Annotated in this window: 15 protein-coding genes; 9 read left to right on the forward strand and 6 right to left on the reverse strand. The window is 50.6% G+C overall.

Annotated elements, in window-relative coordinates; genetic code table 11:
- Positions 1 to 83 precede the first annotated feature (83 nt).
- Positions 84 to 2,033, forward strand: a complete 1,950-nt coding sequence (locus DS731_RS18060; RefSeq protein WP_119502630.1) for an alpha-amylase family protein — start codon at positions 84 to 86, stop codon at positions 2,031 to 2,033.
- A 290-nt stretch (positions 2,034 to 2,323) separates the two neighbouring features.
- A complete protein-coding gene (locus DS731_RS18065; RefSeq protein ID WP_119502631.1) occupies positions 2,324 to 2,533 on the forward strand; it encodes a hypothetical protein in 210 nt (69 codons plus the stop codon).
- A 53-nt stretch (positions 2,534 to 2,586) separates the two neighbouring features.
- On the opposite strand, the gene folE is transcribed toward DS731_RS18065, so the two are convergent.
- On the reverse strand, positions 2,587 to 3,273 hold the full coding sequence (folE, locus tag DS731_RS18070) for a GTP cyclohydrolase I FolE (protein WP_119502632.1): 687 nt from the start codon (positions 3,271 to 3,273) through the stop codon (positions 2,587 to 2,589).
- A gap of 131 nt (positions 3,274 to 3,404) precedes the next feature.
- Between folE and folM the strand changes: the two genes are divergently transcribed.
- The 3 genes from folM (at position 3,405) to DS731_RS18085 (ending at position 6,153) form a co-directional block, all read left to right on the forward strand.
- Positions 3,405 to 4,118 (forward strand): dihydromonapterin reductase, encoded by a 714-nt coding sequence (gene folM, locus DS731_RS18075; protein WP_119502633.1) that lies wholly within the window; start codon positions 3,405 to 3,407, stop codon positions 4,116 to 4,118.
- Between the two features lie 78 nt (positions 4,119 to 4,196).
- The gene (locus tag DS731_RS18080; protein WP_119502634.1) at positions 4,197 to 5,267 is read left to right on the forward strand and encodes an agmatine deiminase family protein; all 1,071 of its coding nucleotides are present in this window, start codon (positions 4,197 to 4,199) and stop codon (positions 5,265 to 5,267) included.
- Positions 5,260 to 6,153, forward strand: a complete 894-nt coding sequence (locus DS731_RS18085; protein ID WP_119502635.1) for a carbon-nitrogen hydrolase — start codon at positions 5,260 to 5,262, stop codon at positions 6,151 to 6,153. The genes DS731_RS18080 and DS731_RS18085 overlap by 8 nt, the downstream gene beginning before the upstream one ends.
- A 33-nt stretch (positions 6,154 to 6,186) precedes the next feature.
- Here DS731_RS18085 and DS731_RS18090 read toward each other — a convergent pair whose 3' ends face one another.
- From DS731_RS18090 to DS731_RS18100, 3 genes are all read right to left on the reverse strand, one after another.
- Positions 6,187 to 6,474 (reverse strand): hypothetical protein, encoded by a 288-nt coding sequence (locus DS731_RS18090; RefSeq protein WP_150154317.1) that lies wholly within the window; start codon positions 6,472 to 6,474, stop codon positions 6,187 to 6,189.
- Between the two features lie 117 nt (positions 6,475 to 6,591).
- Positions 6,592 to 7,329, reverse strand: coding sequence for a ligase-associated DNA damage response endonuclease PdeM (gene pdeM / locus DS731_RS18095; RefSeq protein ID WP_119502637.1), 738 nt, complete (start codon positions 7,327 to 7,329; stop codon positions 6,592 to 6,594).
- Between the two features lie 17 nt (positions 7,330 to 7,346).
- A complete protein-coding gene (locus DS731_RS18100) occupies positions 7,347 to 9,824 on the reverse strand; it encodes a ligase-associated DNA damage response DEXH box helicase (protein WP_119502638.1) in 2,478 nt (825 codons plus the stop codon).
- 142 nt (positions 9,825 to 9,966) lie between these two features.
- Here DS731_RS18100 and DS731_RS18105 point away from each other — a divergent pair, with 142 nt between their 5' ends.
- Complete coding sequence (locus DS731_RS18105) at positions 9,967 to 10,992, forward strand: ligase-associated DNA damage response exonuclease (RefSeq protein ID WP_232373404.1); 1,026 nt, start codon at positions 9,967 to 9,969, stop codon at positions 10,990 to 10,992.
- Positions 10,992 to 12,590, forward strand: coding sequence for a cisplatin damage response ATP-dependent DNA ligase (locus DS731_RS18110; protein WP_119502640.1), 1,599 nt, complete (start codon positions 10,992 to 10,994; stop codon positions 12,588 to 12,590). The genes DS731_RS18105 and DS731_RS18110 overlap by 1 nt, the downstream gene beginning before the upstream one ends.
- A gap of 6 nt (positions 12,591 to 12,596) precedes the next feature.
- Here DS731_RS18110 and DS731_RS18115 read toward each other — a convergent pair whose 3' ends face one another.
- Positions 12,597 to 13,226 carry a tetratricopeptide repeat protein gene (locus DS731_RS18115; RefSeq protein WP_119502641.1) on the reverse strand — a complete coding sequence of 210 codons (630 nt, stop codon included), beginning with the start codon at positions 13,224 to 13,226 and terminating at the stop codon, positions 12,597 to 12,599.
- Positions 13,227 to 13,341: 115 nt separating this feature from the next.
- Positions 13,342 to 13,587 carry a TIGR02647 family protein gene (locus DS731_RS18120; RefSeq protein ID WP_119502642.1) on the reverse strand — a complete coding sequence of 82 codons (246 nt, stop codon included), beginning with the start codon at positions 13,585 to 13,587 and terminating at the stop codon, positions 13,342 to 13,344.
- Positions 13,588 to 13,825: 238 nt separating this feature from the next.
- Between DS731_RS18120 and ubiD the strand changes: the two genes are divergently transcribed.
- Positions 13,826 to 15,295 carry a 4-hydroxy-3-polyprenylbenzoate decarboxylase gene (gene ubiD, locus DS731_RS18125; RefSeq protein ID WP_119502643.1) on the forward strand — a complete coding sequence of 490 codons (1,470 nt, stop codon included), beginning with the start codon at positions 13,826 to 13,828 and terminating at the stop codon, positions 15,293 to 15,295.
- A 261-nt stretch (positions 15,296 to 15,556) separates the two neighbouring features.
- Positions 15,557 to 16,252: an NAD(P)H-flavin reductase gene (fre, locus tag DS731_RS18130; protein ID WP_119502644.1), complete on the forward strand. Its 696-nt coding sequence runs from the start codon at positions 15,557 to 15,559 to the stop codon at positions 16,250 to 16,252.
- Positions 16,253 to 16,271 lie beyond the last annotated feature (19 nt).

A 16,271-nucleotide genomic window follows, 5' to 3' on the forward strand; every position in this document is an offset into this window, starting at 1 on the left:
AACTCTGTAAACATCATTGTGAATCAAATGTGAATTCCAAACCGCCATCTTCCGGTGTTTACAGTGAAAGGCAGGAGTATAAAATGAATTATGCCGCAGACAGTGAGCAGTGTTTAAGCCGTATTCTGGCTTCTGTGGATCTGTCCATGCTCAGTAAGCGCGACAGTGCAACCTTCGTCAGTCGTCTGGAAGCCCACTTCCCCACTTTATTCCAACGTTATACCTTTGTGTATGGTCATCAGTATGACTGTTATTACCATCTGCAAAAACTGGTAGAGCTGCTGCGAGACGGACTGAAAGCCCGTAAGCCAAAGTTAAAACAGCAGGATGCTGCCAAGCTGAAGGATCCCCGCTGGTATAAAGGCCAGGAACAAACCGGACTTGCCTGTTATGTCGATCTCATGGGTCCGACACTGAAAGATTTGCACCATAAAATCCCCTACTATAAAGCGCTGGGGATCACCTACATTCATTTAATGCCACTGTACGATTCACCCGAAGGTGACAGTGATGGCGGCTACGCAGTTTCCGATTACCGCAAAGTGAACCCGTCACTGGGTAATATGAAAGATCTTGAAGCTCTGTCAGATGCGTTGCAGGCAGAAGGCATAGACCTGGTGCTGGATTTCGTTTTTAACCACACCTCAGACGAACACGCATGGGCGAAGGCTGCGCTGGCGGGGGATAAAACCTGTCAGAACTATTATTATCTGTTTGATGACCGTACCATTCCTGATCAATACGAGCGGGATTTACGGGAAATTTTTCCTCAGGTTCGCAGAGGCAGCTTCACTTACAACGACACCATGGAAAAATGGGTGTGGACGACGTTCAACAGTTTCCAGTGGGATTTAAATTACAGTAATCCGGAAGTGTTTAACGCCATCACTTCAGAAATGCTGTTTCTGGCAAACATTGGTTGCGCAGGACTGCGTCTGGACGCCCTCGCCTTTATCTGGAAAGACATGGGCACCAATTGCGAAAATCAGCCAAATGCCCACCGCCTGATCCAGGCATTCAACGCCTGCCTTCAAATCGTTGCGCCGGCCGTTGTATTCAAATCAGAAGCGATTGTGCACCCTGACGAGGTGGTGAAGTACATCGATAAGAAAGAGTGCCAGCTGTCTTATAACCCGTTATTAATGGCATTATTGTGGAACAGTCTCGCCACAAGAAAAACACGCCTGCTGACACAATCTCTGAAGAAGAGCTTTGTCATTCCCGACGACACTACATGGGTAAACTATGTGCGTTGTCACGATGATATTGGCTGGACATTCGATGACGGCGTAGCCCATGAGATTGGTGTTAACCCTTATGATCACCGTTACTTCCTGAACCAGTATTTCACCGGTCGTTTTGACGGTTCCTTCTCGTCAGGGGTACCTTTTGCAGAAAATCCGTCGAATGGTGACTGCCGTGTGTGTGGTTCACTGGCTTCACTTTGCGGACTGGAAAAAGCACTGGTCAGCATGGATCAGAATGCCATCGACACAGCCATAGAACGTATGCTGCTACTTTACGGCATTACCTTTTCTATCGGCGGTATTCCGCTTATTTATTCCAGCGATGAACTCGGTTTACTAAACGACTATAGCTACCGCGACAATCCGGCGAAGCGTCATGATGACCGCTGGGTAAACCGTATAGCGGTTACTGATGCGCATATAGAAAATGTGATGAATCAGGATAAAGCGCCGGCTGGCCTTAATGAAGCCTGCCAACGAAAAGTCTTCAATGGCCTGAAAACAATGCTGGACATCCGCAGGCAGCATGCCGTTTTCGGTGATGCCCGTACGGAAATTCTGGATACCGGTAATCATCATTGCTTTGGTTTTGTCCGCTACAACCAGCAGGGCCAGAAGATGCTGGGCCTGTGTAATTTCAGCGAGCATGCACAGCAGGTAAGCGGCAATATTTTGAATACTATCGAACATAAACCGGCCCGGGACTTGTTAAGTGACAGCAAGCTCACTGGTCACGAACAGGTTATTTCACTGCGTCCCTATCAGTTAAGCTGGTGGCTTATCTGACCCTCATGCGCCGGCTTCCCCTATGCCGGCGCTTTTTCAAACCTTTTTAAGTTATTCATCGTAGTTATTTGAAAACCGGTGGTGAATAGTTCTTTACAATTCTGTAATTGGACTATAATCCCGTTAGTGCTTTCATCTGATCCTCCTTAAATGTCTTTTGCGGTTTTAGAAGTCCCGGCAACAGACGTGGAGAATTTAGCTGTTAATAACACTGTTAGTTGCAGATGCGACTGATATATCGATTTCTACGGAACAGAAATCGCGACTTCACTTTAAAATAAGGAAACGTTATGAATGCTACCCTGGAGCAAGAATATCTTTGCCCGCATTGTAGTCATATCAATGCCATTGAACTGGATACGCACCGTGAGATGTACCGTGAAAAGTACACTACCTGCGATAAGTGCGGTTCTCATCTGGAAGTGGTACCCGCCGATGGTATCGGCGAGAAAATCAATCTTATTGTCTCTTTAGCGTCTTCTGATATCGCGCTGCGATAATCTTCTCAAACATGCAAACTGCCTGTGTGCGCAGGCAGTTTTCTTAATCTTAATTAGTCTTTGAAGAATTCCTGACGGAGTAACGGATCGGTAGTGAATTGTCCGCCGAGTGCAGAGGTTTTCGTGTAGGAATTGGTATCTCTGATCCCGCGGGCTTTTACACAGTAATGTGTCGCATTAATAGATACCGCCACATCCTCAGTGCCCGCCAGCGTCTGGATAGCCACCAGCACTTGCTGCGTGAGTCGTTCCTGTACCTGAGGTCGCTGGGCAAAGAAGCTCACCAGACGGTTCAGTTTCGACAAACCTATCACTGTATCCTTGGGGATATAAGACACTCTTGCCGTGCCGTCGATGGTAACAAAGTGGTGTTCACAGGTACTTGTCAGGCTGATATCTGTAACCTGTACGGGTTGATTGAGCTGCATCTTGTTCTCAATCACAGTGATTTTAGGAAAATTCCGGTAGTCCAGACCGCCAAATATTTCATTGACGTACATTTTCGCAATGCGAGCCGGCGTTTCAGCCAGACTGTCGTCGGTACGATCTAACCCGAGCGTATCCATGATGTCTGTCATCGCCGCCTGAATGCGTGCGCGCTTTTCATCATCAGACAGACCATTCCGCACCATGGGTGTTTCCAGTCCTTTCGCTTCAAGTGCATTTCTTACCTTAATTGCCGCAGGGGACAATCCGGGTTCGATTGCGTCACGTACAACTACTGCTTCATTTGATAACATTAGAAAAATTCCGAACAACCTGATTTTCATTTAACGAAAAAGGCTATACTTACAGACCACTTTTTTCGTCAGATGATAAAAATTTAATGATGAAACCAGGGGCGTTAACCTGATCATCCAAGGAGTTTGCTTTGCCCAGTCCAGTGCTGATAACCGGTGCTTCGCAGCGCGTTGGCCTTGCCATCGCCGAAAACCTGCTCACAAACAACTATCCCGTAATTGTAACATACCGTACTCATAAAGCTTCCATTGAGCGCCTTGAAAAAGCCGGTGCGGTGGCAATTTGTGCAGATTTTAGCACCGATGACGGCATCCTGCGATGTATTGAAGCGGTGAAAAGTCACACAACCAGCCTGCGGGCGGTCATTCACAATGCATCATCATGGAACTCAGAAAAACACAGCAAAGATTATGCGGCCCTGTTTGATGCCATGATGCAAATCCACGCGAAAGCACCTTATCTGATGAATATGGGATTGAAATCGTTACTGACAACCACAGAAGAAAAAACAGATATTATCCACATAACCGATTTTGTGCAGGACATTGGCAGTGAAAAACACCTGGCTTACGCTGCCAGCAAAGCGGCACTGCATAACCTGACCTTATCATTTGCACAAATGCTCGCGCCGGATGTAAAAGTGAACACCATAGCACCGGCACTGCTGATGTTTAACGAAGGCGACGATGAAGCCTATAAGCAAAAAGCGCTGGCGAAGTCGCTGATGCAGAGTGAGCCCGGCGCTCAGGCTGCGGTGGATGCAGTGAACTATCTGCTCAATGCATCGTATGTGACCGGAGAGACGCTGCAGGTCAACGGCGGACGCCATCTTAAATTCAACTGATTTCAACGTCTTTTATTTATCGCCATTTTGGGACGGGGTATACTTGCGCCGTCTACTAACTGATTCAACGGAACCGCAATGACGAACACACCTTCACCACTTATTCCTGAGTGGGAAGCCATCGATGCTGTGATCCTCGCCTGGCCCCATGACCAGACTGACTGGGCGCCCTGGCTTGAAGAAACAAGAGCCACTTATCTGCAGGTGATTGAGCAGGTGAATGCCGCCAAAGCCGGTGTCATTCTGCTGTGCCGTGAAAGTGATATTGCCGGCGTGCAAAGCCGCTTACCTGCCAGTGCACGGGTTTTAATTGTGTCAGCTGAATTCAACGATACGTGGGCACGGGACTATGCTTTTTTAACATGCAGAGCCGCGGGCGATACAACCAGCCCTGGACAACCCGTTGAGTTTCAGTTTAACGGCTGGGGCAATAAATTCGATGCGTCTCTGGATAACCGGGTAAACCAGTGTTATCTGGCGGGTATGTGTCAGCTTCCGCTGAAAACCAGCGATGTTGTAGCCGAAGGCGGCGCACTGGAAATTGATGAGAACGGCCACTTACTGTCAACGGCACAGTGCCTGCAAAATCCTGAGCGCAACGGCAAAATGACCCTGGCACAATATGATGATGAATTCCGCAAGATACTGGATTGCTCTGAAGTGACCATTTTTCACCAGGGACACCTTGAAGGCGACGATACCGACGGTCACATTGATACACTGGTGCGTTTTACACCGTCACAAGGTCTGGTTATTCAGGCCGCGGATAACTGCCCCGAAGACAGTCATTTTGCCGGTCTGGCTGCGTTGTGTGAAGAGTGCGCGGATGCGTTCCCTGCCCACGAGCAATTCAGATTGCCGTTACCGGAAATGTATAACGATGACGGTGATCGCCTGCCTGCATCCTACGCGAATTTCCTGATTTGCAATGATGCGGTTTTACTGCCTGTTTATCAGCAGCCTCAGGACGCAGAAGCCATTGCCGTCACACAGGCCGCCTTCCCTGATCACACCATCGTGCCGGTGAATTGTGACACCCTGGTACGACAATACGGCAGTCTGCATTGTATTTCCATGCAGGTTCCGGTTAACACATTGAAGCCTTCTGTAGTGGCTCAACTGAATAAAGGAGTGACCCTCTATGCCTAAGAAATCCCTTAAAGTAGGTCTGGTTCAGCAGGCCGTTGCCGGCAACGATAAAGCCACCAACTGGAACAAAAGTGCAGAGCAGGTTGCTAAGCTGGCCGCTGAAGGTTGCGAATGTATTTTATTACAGGAGCTGCATTCAACACTGTATTTCTGTCAGGAAGAAGACACGAATGCATTTGATCTGGCAGAACCTATTCCCGGACCGGCTACAGACTTCTTTGGCGAGCTGGCAGAAAAACACAATATTGTGCTGGTAACCTCTTTGTTCGAAAAGCGGGGCTCCGGGCTGTATCACAATACCGCCGTGGTGTTTGACCGTAGCAAAGAAATTGCCGGCAAATACCGCAAAATGCATATTCCTGATGATCCCGGTTTTTACGAGAAGTTTTACTTTACGCCGGGCGACATGGGCTTTAAGCCAATTGAAACCAGTGTGGGCAAACTCGGTGTGCTGGTTTGCTGGGATCAGTGGTATCCGGAAGCAGCCCGCCTGATGGCAATGGCCGGTGCAGATTTATTGTTCTACCCCACCGCTATCGGATGGGATATGACCGATACGGAAGAAGAGCGTCAGCGTCAGCACGGTGCCTGGCATACAATCCAGCGCGCCCACTCTGTTGCTAACTCGTTACCAGTCATTGTGGCAAACCGTACCGGTTTTGAAGCCTCTCCGGTAGAAGGCGATCCGGGCATTCAGTTCTGGGGACAGAGTTTTATTTCCGGCCCGCAAGGTGAAGTGCTGGCACAGGCTTCCGCCGACAAAGAGGAGACGCTGGCGGTAGAACTGGATATGGAAAGAACTGAAAAGGTAAAACGCATCTGGCCTTACTTCCGTGACCGTCGCATTGACGCCTATGAAGATTTAACTAAACGCTGGCGGGATTAATCCTCCGACAGCCCGCAGGCTGCCGTCTTGCCTTCAGCGCAAACGGTGGCTTGTGCGCTTATCCAACTCATTCCCCACAAAATCACTGTCTTTAAATCTGGTCAGCGGAAACCACCTCACCGCATAGATATCATTCCCCGCAAGCAGCATCAGAGAAGGGAAAAATAATATTGCCCCGGCGAAGCGGAATGTAAACTGAAACAGCAGAAATGTGCTTACCAGCATAAACAAGGTTGCACCGTATCGCCATAGCCGGCTGACTCTGACAGGTTGCCAGCATTCACGACACATAAACTTGCCGCTGTTAGCGAGGGCTTTCATGCAAATACTGCGACTTTTGCAGCAGGGACAGCGACGATGTGTGTACATAGTGGCAGCGTTCCGGTAGATAACTGCGTGCCAGTGTAGTACACCCGAAACAACAGGATAACTGTACTTTCAGTCAGGTTTACAGCGATATATCTTATTTTCGTACAGTAAAAAACATTGTTTTTCACCCGGCTTCAGCAACGCGGTGAGCACCCCGCTGCTGACATCCAGGCCACCGGTGTACTGCCCGAAGGCAGGCATAATAAACAAGTCGTCATCACTTACAAAACACTTGCCGGAGAAACGTTTTCTGCCAACGCAGGTGCGGGTTTTAGGGTGAAAATGGCCGATGATTTGCGCGGCCGGAGATTGTGCCCCGGAAGGCGTGTCTGCGGATTCATCCGGTTCGTGCTGCAGCCTGATATTGCCCCAGTGCAAAACATCCAGTGTGCGGCCACCGGCACCGGCCGGGATCTCAGGGTCATGGTTGCCGGCTATCCATACCCAGTCTTTATATTGTGCCGTTAAACCAGCCAGCAGCTTTCTTTCTGCAATGCCCATGCGATCAAAGCCACCGGCATCATGGAAACTGTCCCCGAGGCAGATAACCTGTGCCGGCGCATAGTCTGACAGTATTTCCTGCAGGCGCTGCAATGTCGCCAGACTGTCCAGTTGTGGCAACGGGTTGGCAAACCGGCTCATATAGCTTCCCTTTTCGAAATGCAGATCGGATACCACCAGCGCGTCCCTGGCCGGGCAATACAACACGCCCCTGCCATCGGCAATAAACACCTGCTGCGCAAACCTTACCGGCACTGCCCTGTTGTGCGCTACCAGTCGGTTAAGCTGTTCTTCTGTTATCGCCACTTAATTCCCTGCACTGTTTACCCGTTTCCGCCTGCTTCATCCGGCGCGTCACCACTTAACAAGGCTCTGATGTCTGCCATCATGTCTTCTGCTTCCTGATACAAACTGGCCTGCTCTATCACTGCATGTGCACCGGCGCCTTTCACCTGTTCACTGCGAACATCCAGCACAATGGGAATGGCCATGGGAGACACTTTGGGTAACGACACAAAGTGAAGTTTGTCATAAAACCGGATCAGCATGTCAGCCAGCCGTTTCAAATCCAGTAGTTCCCTCTCTGCGTCCGCACGGGTAACAGTCAGTAAAATATGGTCGGGTTCATGTTCCCGCAAGGTATCGTAAATCAGATCAGTGGAAAAGGTGACCTGCTTCATGGTTTTGTTGCTGCTGTGATAGCGTTGTTCTGTCAGGCCGCTGACCACGGCAACCTGCCTGAATGACCGTTTCAGCATCGGTGCATGCAGCATCCAGTCTTCCAGTTCGTCACCCAAAATATCCGGTCGGAACAATTGCTCCAGCTGCGCCTCTGTCACCTGCTCCAGCAAACATACAGACAAGCCATAGTCGGTGACAGAAAAGCTCAGCGGTTTTAAACGCATTTTTTCCATGCGCCGCGTCATCAGCATGCCCAGAGTCTGGTTCGCTTTGCGGCCCTCGAAGGTATAAAACAATAAGTAGTTTGTTTTGCGGTAAGGAAACTGCTCAATCAGCACCCGCTTGTTGTCGGGCAGGGCCGAGAATGCCTGCTGCAATTCCAGCCACTCCCTTACCTGTGCCGGTAACGTTGACCAGTCTGCCGGCGTATCCAGTATCTGCCTTACGCCCTCTGCCAGAAAAGTAGACATGGGCATTTGCCCGCCGGCGTAAGAAGGGATTTTCGGCTCACCACCTTTGGCGGGCTTTGCGTGCAACTGCATGTCCCGGATAGCTTCGAATTTAAGGATTTCTCCGGCAAACATAAAGGTGTCGCCGGGCACCAGTTGCTGGGCGAAGTACTCTTCCACTTCACCAATAATTTTGCCCTGATTGCCCCGGCGGATGCGCTTTACCTTCAACCGTCCGGCTTCCACTATGGTGCCGATATTTTGCCGGTGACGCTGAATAACCCGTTTGGATGCAGGGCTGTACGTGCCGTCCTCCCGTTTTTCCATTCGCTGGTAACGCTCGTATGCCCGCAGCGCATAACCGCCATCAACGGTGAACTCCCACAACTTCATGAAATCGGCGTAACCGGTACTTTGATACGGAGCGGCATCCAGTACCTGCCGGTAAATATCCTCCGGGTCTGCAGGCTGACTACAGGCGCAGTTTAAAATGAACTGAGGCAAAATATCCATCGCCCCGGGGAGCAGCGGCTCGCCATCCAACTCACCTGCAGCGATGGCATTCATCGCCGCCCTGCATTCCACCGCTTCAAACCGGTTAGCCGGCACCAGTAAGGCTTTGCTGGGTTCATCCAGCCGGTGATTTGCCCGGCCAATTCGCTGAAGTAGCCGGCTGACACCTTTGGGTGCGCCAATCTGTATGACCAGGTCGATATCACCCCAGTCAATCCCCAACTCCAGCGCTGAGGTACTGACAATAGCCCGTAAACTCCCCTGCCCCATCAGACTTTCTGTTTTGCGGCGTTGCTCTTTCGATAAAGAACCGTGGTACAACGCAATAGGTAAACCCTCCCGGTTTTCTTCCCACAGCATCTGAAACACCAATTCAGCTTGTGCACGGGTATTCACAAACACTAGTGTGGTGCCTGCCTGTTTAATCGCGGTGTAAACTTCTTCCATGGCGTAGCGGGCCATAAAGCCGCCGAACGGCATGCGGTGCTCTGATTCCAAAAGGGTAATTTCAGGCTTCACCGCCTGCGGTACCTGAATCACTTCAGCCGGTTCCCCAGTCCGGCCAAGCCAGCCGGCAATAACCTCAGGGTGTGCAACCGTTGCCGACAATCCGACACGGTGCATATCAGGCGCAAGGGTTTGTAACCTTGCCAGTGCAAGAGAAGTGAAATCGCCACGCTTATTGGCAACCAGGCTGTGAACCTCATCAATGATCACCGTCTTCAAGTTTTTGAATATGGCCGGTGCATCAGCATATGACAGCAAAAGCATCAGTGATTCCGGCGTGGTAAGCAAAATATTCGGCGGTTTGCGCCGCTGACGCTGGCGTTTATGGGATGGGGTGTCCCCGGTACGGGTCTCAATGGTTACCGGCAGATCCATGGCCTCCACCGGTGCCATCAGGTTGCGCTGAATGTCGTTTGTCAGGGCTTTCAAAGGAGATATATACAAGGTGTGCAATCCTGCTACGGGATGGCGGTATAAATCAGCCAGAGAAGGCAGAAAACCGGACAGGGTTTTTCCTGCCCCGGTAGGAGCAATCAGCAGTGTGGCGTTATTGTCCGCAACAGCCGGCAGCATACGACGTTGATAGTCGCGCAGTTGCCAGCCTTTACTTCGTAGCCACTGATAAAAAGGAGGTGGAAGTCTTTTTGCCATAAACCAGTTAGTTACGCATGAACAGCCCTGGTGGTTTCAGTCGTCCGGTATTAAATCAATGTCATGTTCTGCTTTGCTCACAGCACATCTGTTTAAGCGCCCGGAACGTATAACTAAACCAAACAGGTTTACGGAGTACAGGGTGCACCCACAAGACTGGATATCGGTAGAAGAGGCAGGATTATATTGTCATCCTGCGAAGCTTTACATCGACCCGATGCAACCGGCGGAAAACGCCGTGGTTACCCACGGGCATGCTGATCATGCCCGCGCAGGTCATCAACATGTATTCGCTTCAGCTGAAACCCTGGCGATTATGAAAACCCGCTACGGTGAGGAGATGGCAGAACGCACCACTGCGCTTAAGCCGGGCGTTCCGGTGTCATTGGGAGACAGTACAGACCCTGTCACAATGACCCTCTATCCTGCCGGTCATATTCTTGGCTCTGTCCAGGTGCTGCTGGAGTATCGCGGAAGCCGCCTGGTGATATCCGGTGATTACAAGCGTCGTCACGATCCTACCTGTCCGCCCTTCGAAGTGGTGCCCTGCGATGTGTTTATTACTGAAGCAACCTTCGGTCTGCCGGTATTCACTCACCCGCCAATCAGTCATGAAATCGATAAATTACTTACATCACTAAGCGTTTTCCCTCACCGATGCCATCTGGTTGGCACTTATGCGCTGGGAAAATGCCAGCGGGTGCTTATTGGTTTGCGGGAAGCTGGCTATCACAAACCTGTTTATCTGCATGGCGCACTGCTCAAATTATGCGAGCTCTATCAGCAACAGGGTATAGCACTGGGAGAATTGATTCCGGTCAGTGACGTGGAGGATAAGACATCTCTTGCCGGCGAAATTGTTTTGGCCCCGCCCTCAGCACTGGCTGACCGCTGGTCCCGTTCCCTGCCTGATGTGCGCACCGTGATGGCATCAGGCTGGATGCAGATTCGTGCCCGCGCCCGGCAACGGCAGGTTGAACTGCCCCTGATTATTTCCGATCACTGTGACTGGCCGGAGTTACTGCAAACCATCGAAGAAGTCTCTCCTAAAGAAGTGTGGGTGACTCATGGCCGCGAAGATGCACTGATGTATCAGGCAAATCTGATGGGTTTTAAAGCCAGAGCGCTTTCTATGGTCGGCTACGATGACGATGAGGAAACCGGCTGATGGAAGCATTCAGTGATTTACTTGAACAGCTTTATTTTACCAGCGGCACCAACGCAAAAGCCGCGCTGATTTCCCATTACATTGCTACCACTCCGGACCCTGACAGGGGCTGGGCAATCGCGGCCATCGCCGGTGAACTCAGATTCGATTTTTTTAAGCGCAATACAATAAAAACCTTGATGCTTGAACGCATCGACGAAAATCTGTTTGCCATGAGTTACGACTACGTGGGCGAAATGAGCGAAACGGTGGCGCACCTGTGGCAACCTGAAACTCAGCCCTCAGGCGATGTTGTGCTGCCCGGTCTGAATGAGATTGTCGAATCATTCCGCGAGGCGAAGCGGACAGAAGTAAAACCGTTGCTCACCGCCCTTCTCGATAACATGACAGCCTCTCAGCGCTGGGCGCTGATAAAACTGGGCACACGGGGGTTGCGCATAGGAGTCTCTGCCCGCAGCATTAAGCAAATCCTTGCCAGCTACGGTGAAGTGCCTGTAGAAGAAATTGAAGCCCTCTGGCATGGCGTCGAGCCACCTTACACTGAATTGTTGAACTGGCTGGAAAATAAAGGGCCGAAGCCGGATATTTCTGACCGGGTTACCTTTCATCCTGTGATGCTTTCCCATCCCATCGATGATGATACGCGGGAAAAACTTGCCGCGGGAGAATGGCAAATTGAACCCAAGTTCGACGGTATCCGTGTGCAACTGGTATCGGCTCCTGCGGGCAAGGCCCTGTTCAGCCGCACCGGTGACGATATCAGTGGTTCGTTTCCGGATCTGCTGGACACCATCGATCATAACCTGGTACTCGATGGTGAATTACTGGTGATGCACGGCGATAAGGTCGATACCTTCAATCAATTACAGCAACGGTTAAATAAGAAGAAACCCTCCGCAAAACTTATGCAATCACTACCGGTAGCAATCATGGCCTATGATCTGTTGGAACTTAATGGCGAGTCACTGATGAACCTGCCATTAACTGAGCGTCGTCAGCGCCTGGCGGATTACATTGAAAAGTATCCGGGTGAGCGCCTGCACTTATCCCCGACCTACAGTGTGAGTGATGTGGCTGAACTGGAAGCACTGCACAGGGAAGTCACAGAAGACACCTCCATTGAAGGACTGATGCTTAAACGCAAAGACAGTACCTATGTACCCGGCCGCCCAAAAGGGCTGTGGTATAAATGGAAACGGGATCCGCTGTTAATTGATGCAGTCGTTATGTATGCCCAGCGAGGTCACGGTAAGCGTTCCAGCTTTTATTCAGACTTCACCTTCGGTGCCCGGGAGGGCGATACACTGCTCCCGGTGGGCAAAGCTTATTCCGGCTTCACTGATGAAGAACTCAAGAAGCTGGATAACTGGGTACGCCGCAATGCAACGGGTCGTTTTGGTCCGGTAAGGGAAGTAAAAAAGGAGCTGGTGGTAGAAGTCGCGTTTGATGCTGTACATCCCTCAAGCCGGCATAAATCAGGGGTAGCTTTACGCTTCCCCCGCATTCACCGTATCCGCTGGGATAAACCTGCCGCAGAGGCCGATACGCTGGACACCCTCAAGGGCCTGATTGAGAAAGCCCCTGAGCAACCAAAGTAAATACTGTCAGGAATCAGCAGGCCGTCTGGCGTTTCTTACCGCTTTCGGGTGCATCAGCTTTTCCAGTTCCGACAAGTATCCGGCGATGTCGCTGTGCGTTTTTTTGTCATCTGTCACTGCGTTATACAGCCAGTGATAGGTATCTTCATAATCGTAAGGGCTGCCGTGACCATCGAGAAACAGTTGCGCAAGTTGCATTTGTGCTTTTAAGTTACCCAGTGCTGAGGCTTCACGGAGATAAATGACTGCACGCTTTTTATCTGTCTGCACCAGGGTGCCTTTGGCATAGTACCGGCCCAGTTGCTCAAGCGCAGCCGGCAATCCCTGTTCCGATGCATCACGGATAAATCCAATTCCGCGCTCAGGTTCGGCATCCACACAGACCCCCCAGGCCAGCATATCGCCCCAAAGAAACTGATAAGCGGGCTCCCTCAGCACTTCTGCGTGGGCTTCAATATCCTGTACCAGCTGACAACGATCGGTGACCACCCGTGTAAGGTGCTCATTTTTGTTGATCATGTTGATAAGTTCATCCTGTGTGTACAGTTGCACGGCTTTGATCTCCTGAGCAGAAGACACATTAAGCCCGGCAACACACAGCAATGATGTAAACAAAAGAATTACGCGATTTTTCATGTGAAAACCTGAACTGTCATTAACCCCGGTGCCGGTGAACGATGCCGTCAGTAACAGGCATCGCACCGCTATGTTTAATTTATCGGCGGGGTACGGTAAAGCTTAAGCTGCAAGCTTAGTTCAGTTTCATCGATAATGCTGACTGGATGTGCCGGGCATGCTCTGCCAGGTCTACGCCCAGGTCGGTAAGATAGCCGCCGTCAGGCTGAGTAATGATCCCTTTTGAGTAAAGACGTTCTGCGGCGTGAACAACTGACTGGCTGGCGTCGTGATGAATTTTCAGTCCCTGCATGAGACTGGACGCCGGAAATTTAAGAAGAAGATTTAACTCGTCGACCATATCCTGATCTACTAACACCATTACACTCTCCTGACACTGTTATTGTTTGAGTGCACCACAGCAGGGTTAATTGTAAGGCAAATACTGCGGGTACATCCGCTATAACACTACCATTTGCAGCCGCTGTCCAGATTAATTTATATCAACAACCTGCTGCTCAATTAAGTTTATGACACAAACCGGCATCCCCTGAAACGGATCCGGCCGTTAAGTGATATACTCCGGCTACCATTCTCAGGATGCAATAAACACGGAAACGATGAAATACAAAGATCTACGGGATTTTATTGAGCAACTTGAAGCCAGAGGCGAGCTGAAACGCATTACACAGGAAATCGACACCGACCTGGAAATGACGGAAATCGCCGACCGTACATTGCGGGCCAAAGGTCCGGCCCTGTTATTTGAGAACCCGAAAGGGTCAGACATACCGGTACTGGCAAACTTGTTTGGTACGCCGGAACGTGTAGCGCTGGGAATGGGTCAGTCATCAGTATCGGCGCTCCGGGAAGTGGGTAAATTACTCGCCTACTTAAAAGAGCCCGAGCCGCCCAAAGGTCTGAAGGATCTTTGGGAAAAATTACCGGTGTTCAAGCAGGTCCTGAACATGCCGGCCAAAGAAGTGAAGAAGGCGCCCTGTCAGGAAGTGGTGCTCAGCGGTGATGACGTCGACTTATCTAAGCTGCCGGTTCAGCGCTGCTGGCCGGGCGATGCAGCGCCGTTGATCACCTGGGGATTAACAGTTACCAAAGGTCCGCACAAAAAACGTCAGAATCTGGGTATTTACCGTCAGCAGGTCATCGGGAAAAACAAAGTTATCATGCGCTGGTTATCCCACCGTGGCGGTGCACTGGATTTTCGTGAATGGTGTCAAACCCATCCCGGCGAACCTTATCCGGTATCTGTAGCCCTTGGCGCCGATCCGGCCACCATTTTAGGAGCTGTAACTCCGGTGCCGGATACGCTGTCGGAATATGCATTTGCCGGCTTGTTACGTGGCAGCAAAACAGAAGTGGTAAAATCTGTCAGTAATGACTTGCAGGTGCCGGCCAGTGCTGAAATCGTGCTGGAAGGTTATATCGCTCAGGACGAAGTAGCACCGGAAGGTCCCTATGGCGATCACACCGGCTACTATAACGAAGTCGATTCTTTCCCGGTATTCACTGTCACCCATATCACCCACCGTCAGAAGCCCATTTATCACTCTACGTATACCGGCCGTCCGCCGGATGAGCCTGCGATTCTTGGTGTAGCACTGAACGAAGTGTTCGTGCCTATTTTGCAAAAGCAATTCCCTGAAATCGTCGATTTTTATCTGCCGCCGGAAGGGTGTTCTTACCGCATGGCGGTCGTCACCATGAAGAAGCAGTATCCCGGCCACGCCAAACGGGTGATGATGGGCGTCTGGTCGTTCCTGCGTCAGTTCATGTATACCAAATTTGTGATTGTATGTGATGACGATGTGGATGCCCGCAACTGGGAAGACGTGATATGGGCCATTACCACCAGAATGGACCCTGCAAGAGACACTGTTCTTATTGAGAACACACCCATTGATTACCTGGATTTTGCCTCTCCCGTTTCCGGTCTGGGGTCTAAAATGGGTATGGATGCCACCAATAAAATGCCCGGTGAAACAGACCGCGAGTGGGGCACGCCTATCGTCATGGATGAAAACGTGAAACAGCGCGTGGATGACATCTGGGACAGTCTTGGTATTATGGACTGATTAGCGGGGAGTGTGTGTGCGAACCATTGGCTGGTGAAGTCTGTGCGAAATTCAAACACGCATTATTCCCAACCTCCGCAAACATATTGTGAGCATAAAGCCGGACGCAGGCGTGAAAGCGGGGAATGTATGTGTAATTAAAACCCTCCGCAGCAGGGATGCTGCGGTGGAGCGCCCATGGATGGGTTTACCGCGTGTTTTAATTGCACATGCGCTCCCCTCTCAGCCTGCGTCAGAACTTCAACCAATCAAAGAGTAACTATGTCGGAATTTCAGTGTAAGGTTACGGCCATCACGCCGTTAACTGAGGTCGTTTATAAAGTTGAGTTAACGCCTGCGCAGCCGGTGGATTTTAAAGCCGGTCAGTACATCATGGTGCATATGGGCGGAAAAGATAAGCGTCCGTTTTCCATCGCTAATCCGGCTTATGACAATGGTCGAATCGAATTGCACATTGGTGCAGATGAGAAAAACGCTTACGCCACCGAAGTCCTCGATAAAATGCGTAATGAAGGTGAAGTCACCTTAAGTGGCGGCCACGGAGAAGCATCATTACAAAATGATGGTTCAGACATGATTCTTATCGCCGGTGGTACCGGTTTTTCTTATACCTGGTCTATTTTGCAGCAGGCACTGAAAGATCATGCAACTACGCCGGTGACCCTTTACTGGGGCGGACGCAATCAGTCAGATCTCTATCTATTCGATGAACTGACAGCATTAGCGGCTAAGCATGACAATTTCACCTTCGCTCCGGTAGTAGAATTTCCTGAAGAAGGCTGGCAGGGTAAAACCGGCTGGGTTCACAAAGCTGTGATGACTGACTATCCGGATTTATCTGACAAACAGGTTTATATTGCAGGGCGTTTCGAAATGGCCAAAGTGGCACGGGATGACTTTGCAGCATGTGGCCTGTCCACCGGTAAACTCTTCGGTGACGCCTACGCCTTCATATAAAGCCACGCAACCATAAGCG

The organism is Alteromonas sp. RKMC-009 (assembly GCF_003584565.2).
GTDB lineage: Bacteria > Pseudomonadota > Gammaproteobacteria > Enterobacterales > Alteromonadaceae > Alteromonas.

Bases quoted from the DNA above. Each gene is read 5' to 3' on its own strand.
- DS731_RS18060 (WP_119502630.1), top strand. From the start codon at position 84: ATGAATTATGCCGCAGACAGTGAGCAGTGTTTAAGCCGTATTCTGGCT.
- DS731_RS18065 (WP_119502631.1), top strand. From the start codon at position 2,324: ATGAATGCTACCCTGGAGCAAGAATATCTTTGCCCGCATTGTAGTCAT.
- folE (WP_119502632.1), bottom strand. From the start codon at position 3,273: ATGTTATCAAATGAAGCAGTAGTTGTACGTGACGCAATCGAACCCGGA.
- DS731_RS18080 (WP_119502634.1), top strand. From the start codon at position 4,197: ATGACGAACACACCTTCACCACTTATTCCTGAGTGGGAAGCCATCGAT.
- DS731_RS18085 (WP_119502635.1), top strand. From the start codon at position 5,260: ATGCCTAAGAAATCCCTTAAAGTAGGTCTGGTTCAGCAGGCCGTTGCC.
- DS731_RS18090 (WP_150154317.1), bottom strand. From the start codon at position 6,474: ATGAAAGCCCTCGCTAACAGCGGCAAGTTTATGTGTCGTGAATGCTGG.
- DS731_RS18100 (WP_119502638.1), bottom strand. From the start codon at position 9,824: ATGGCAAAAAGACTTCCACCTCCTTTTTATCAGTGGCTACGAAGTAAA.
- DS731_RS18110 (WP_119502640.1), top strand. From the start codon at position 10,992: ATGGAAGCATTCAGTGATTTACTTGAACAGCTTTATTTTACCAGCGGC.
- DS731_RS18115 (WP_119502641.1), bottom strand. From the start codon at position 13,226: ATGAAAAATCGCGTAATTCTTTTGTTTACATCATTGCTGTGTGTTGCC.
- DS731_RS18120 (WP_119502642.1), bottom strand. From the start codon at position 13,587: ATGGTGTTAGTAGATCAGGATATGGTCGACGAGTTAAATCTTCTTCTT.
- ubiD (WP_119502643.1), top strand. From the start codon at position 13,826: ATGAAATACAAAGATCTACGGGATTTTATTGAGCAACTTGAAGCCAGA.
- fre (WP_119502644.1), top strand. From the start codon at position 15,557: ATGTCGGAATTTCAGTGTAAGGTTACGGCCATCACGCCGTTAACTGAG.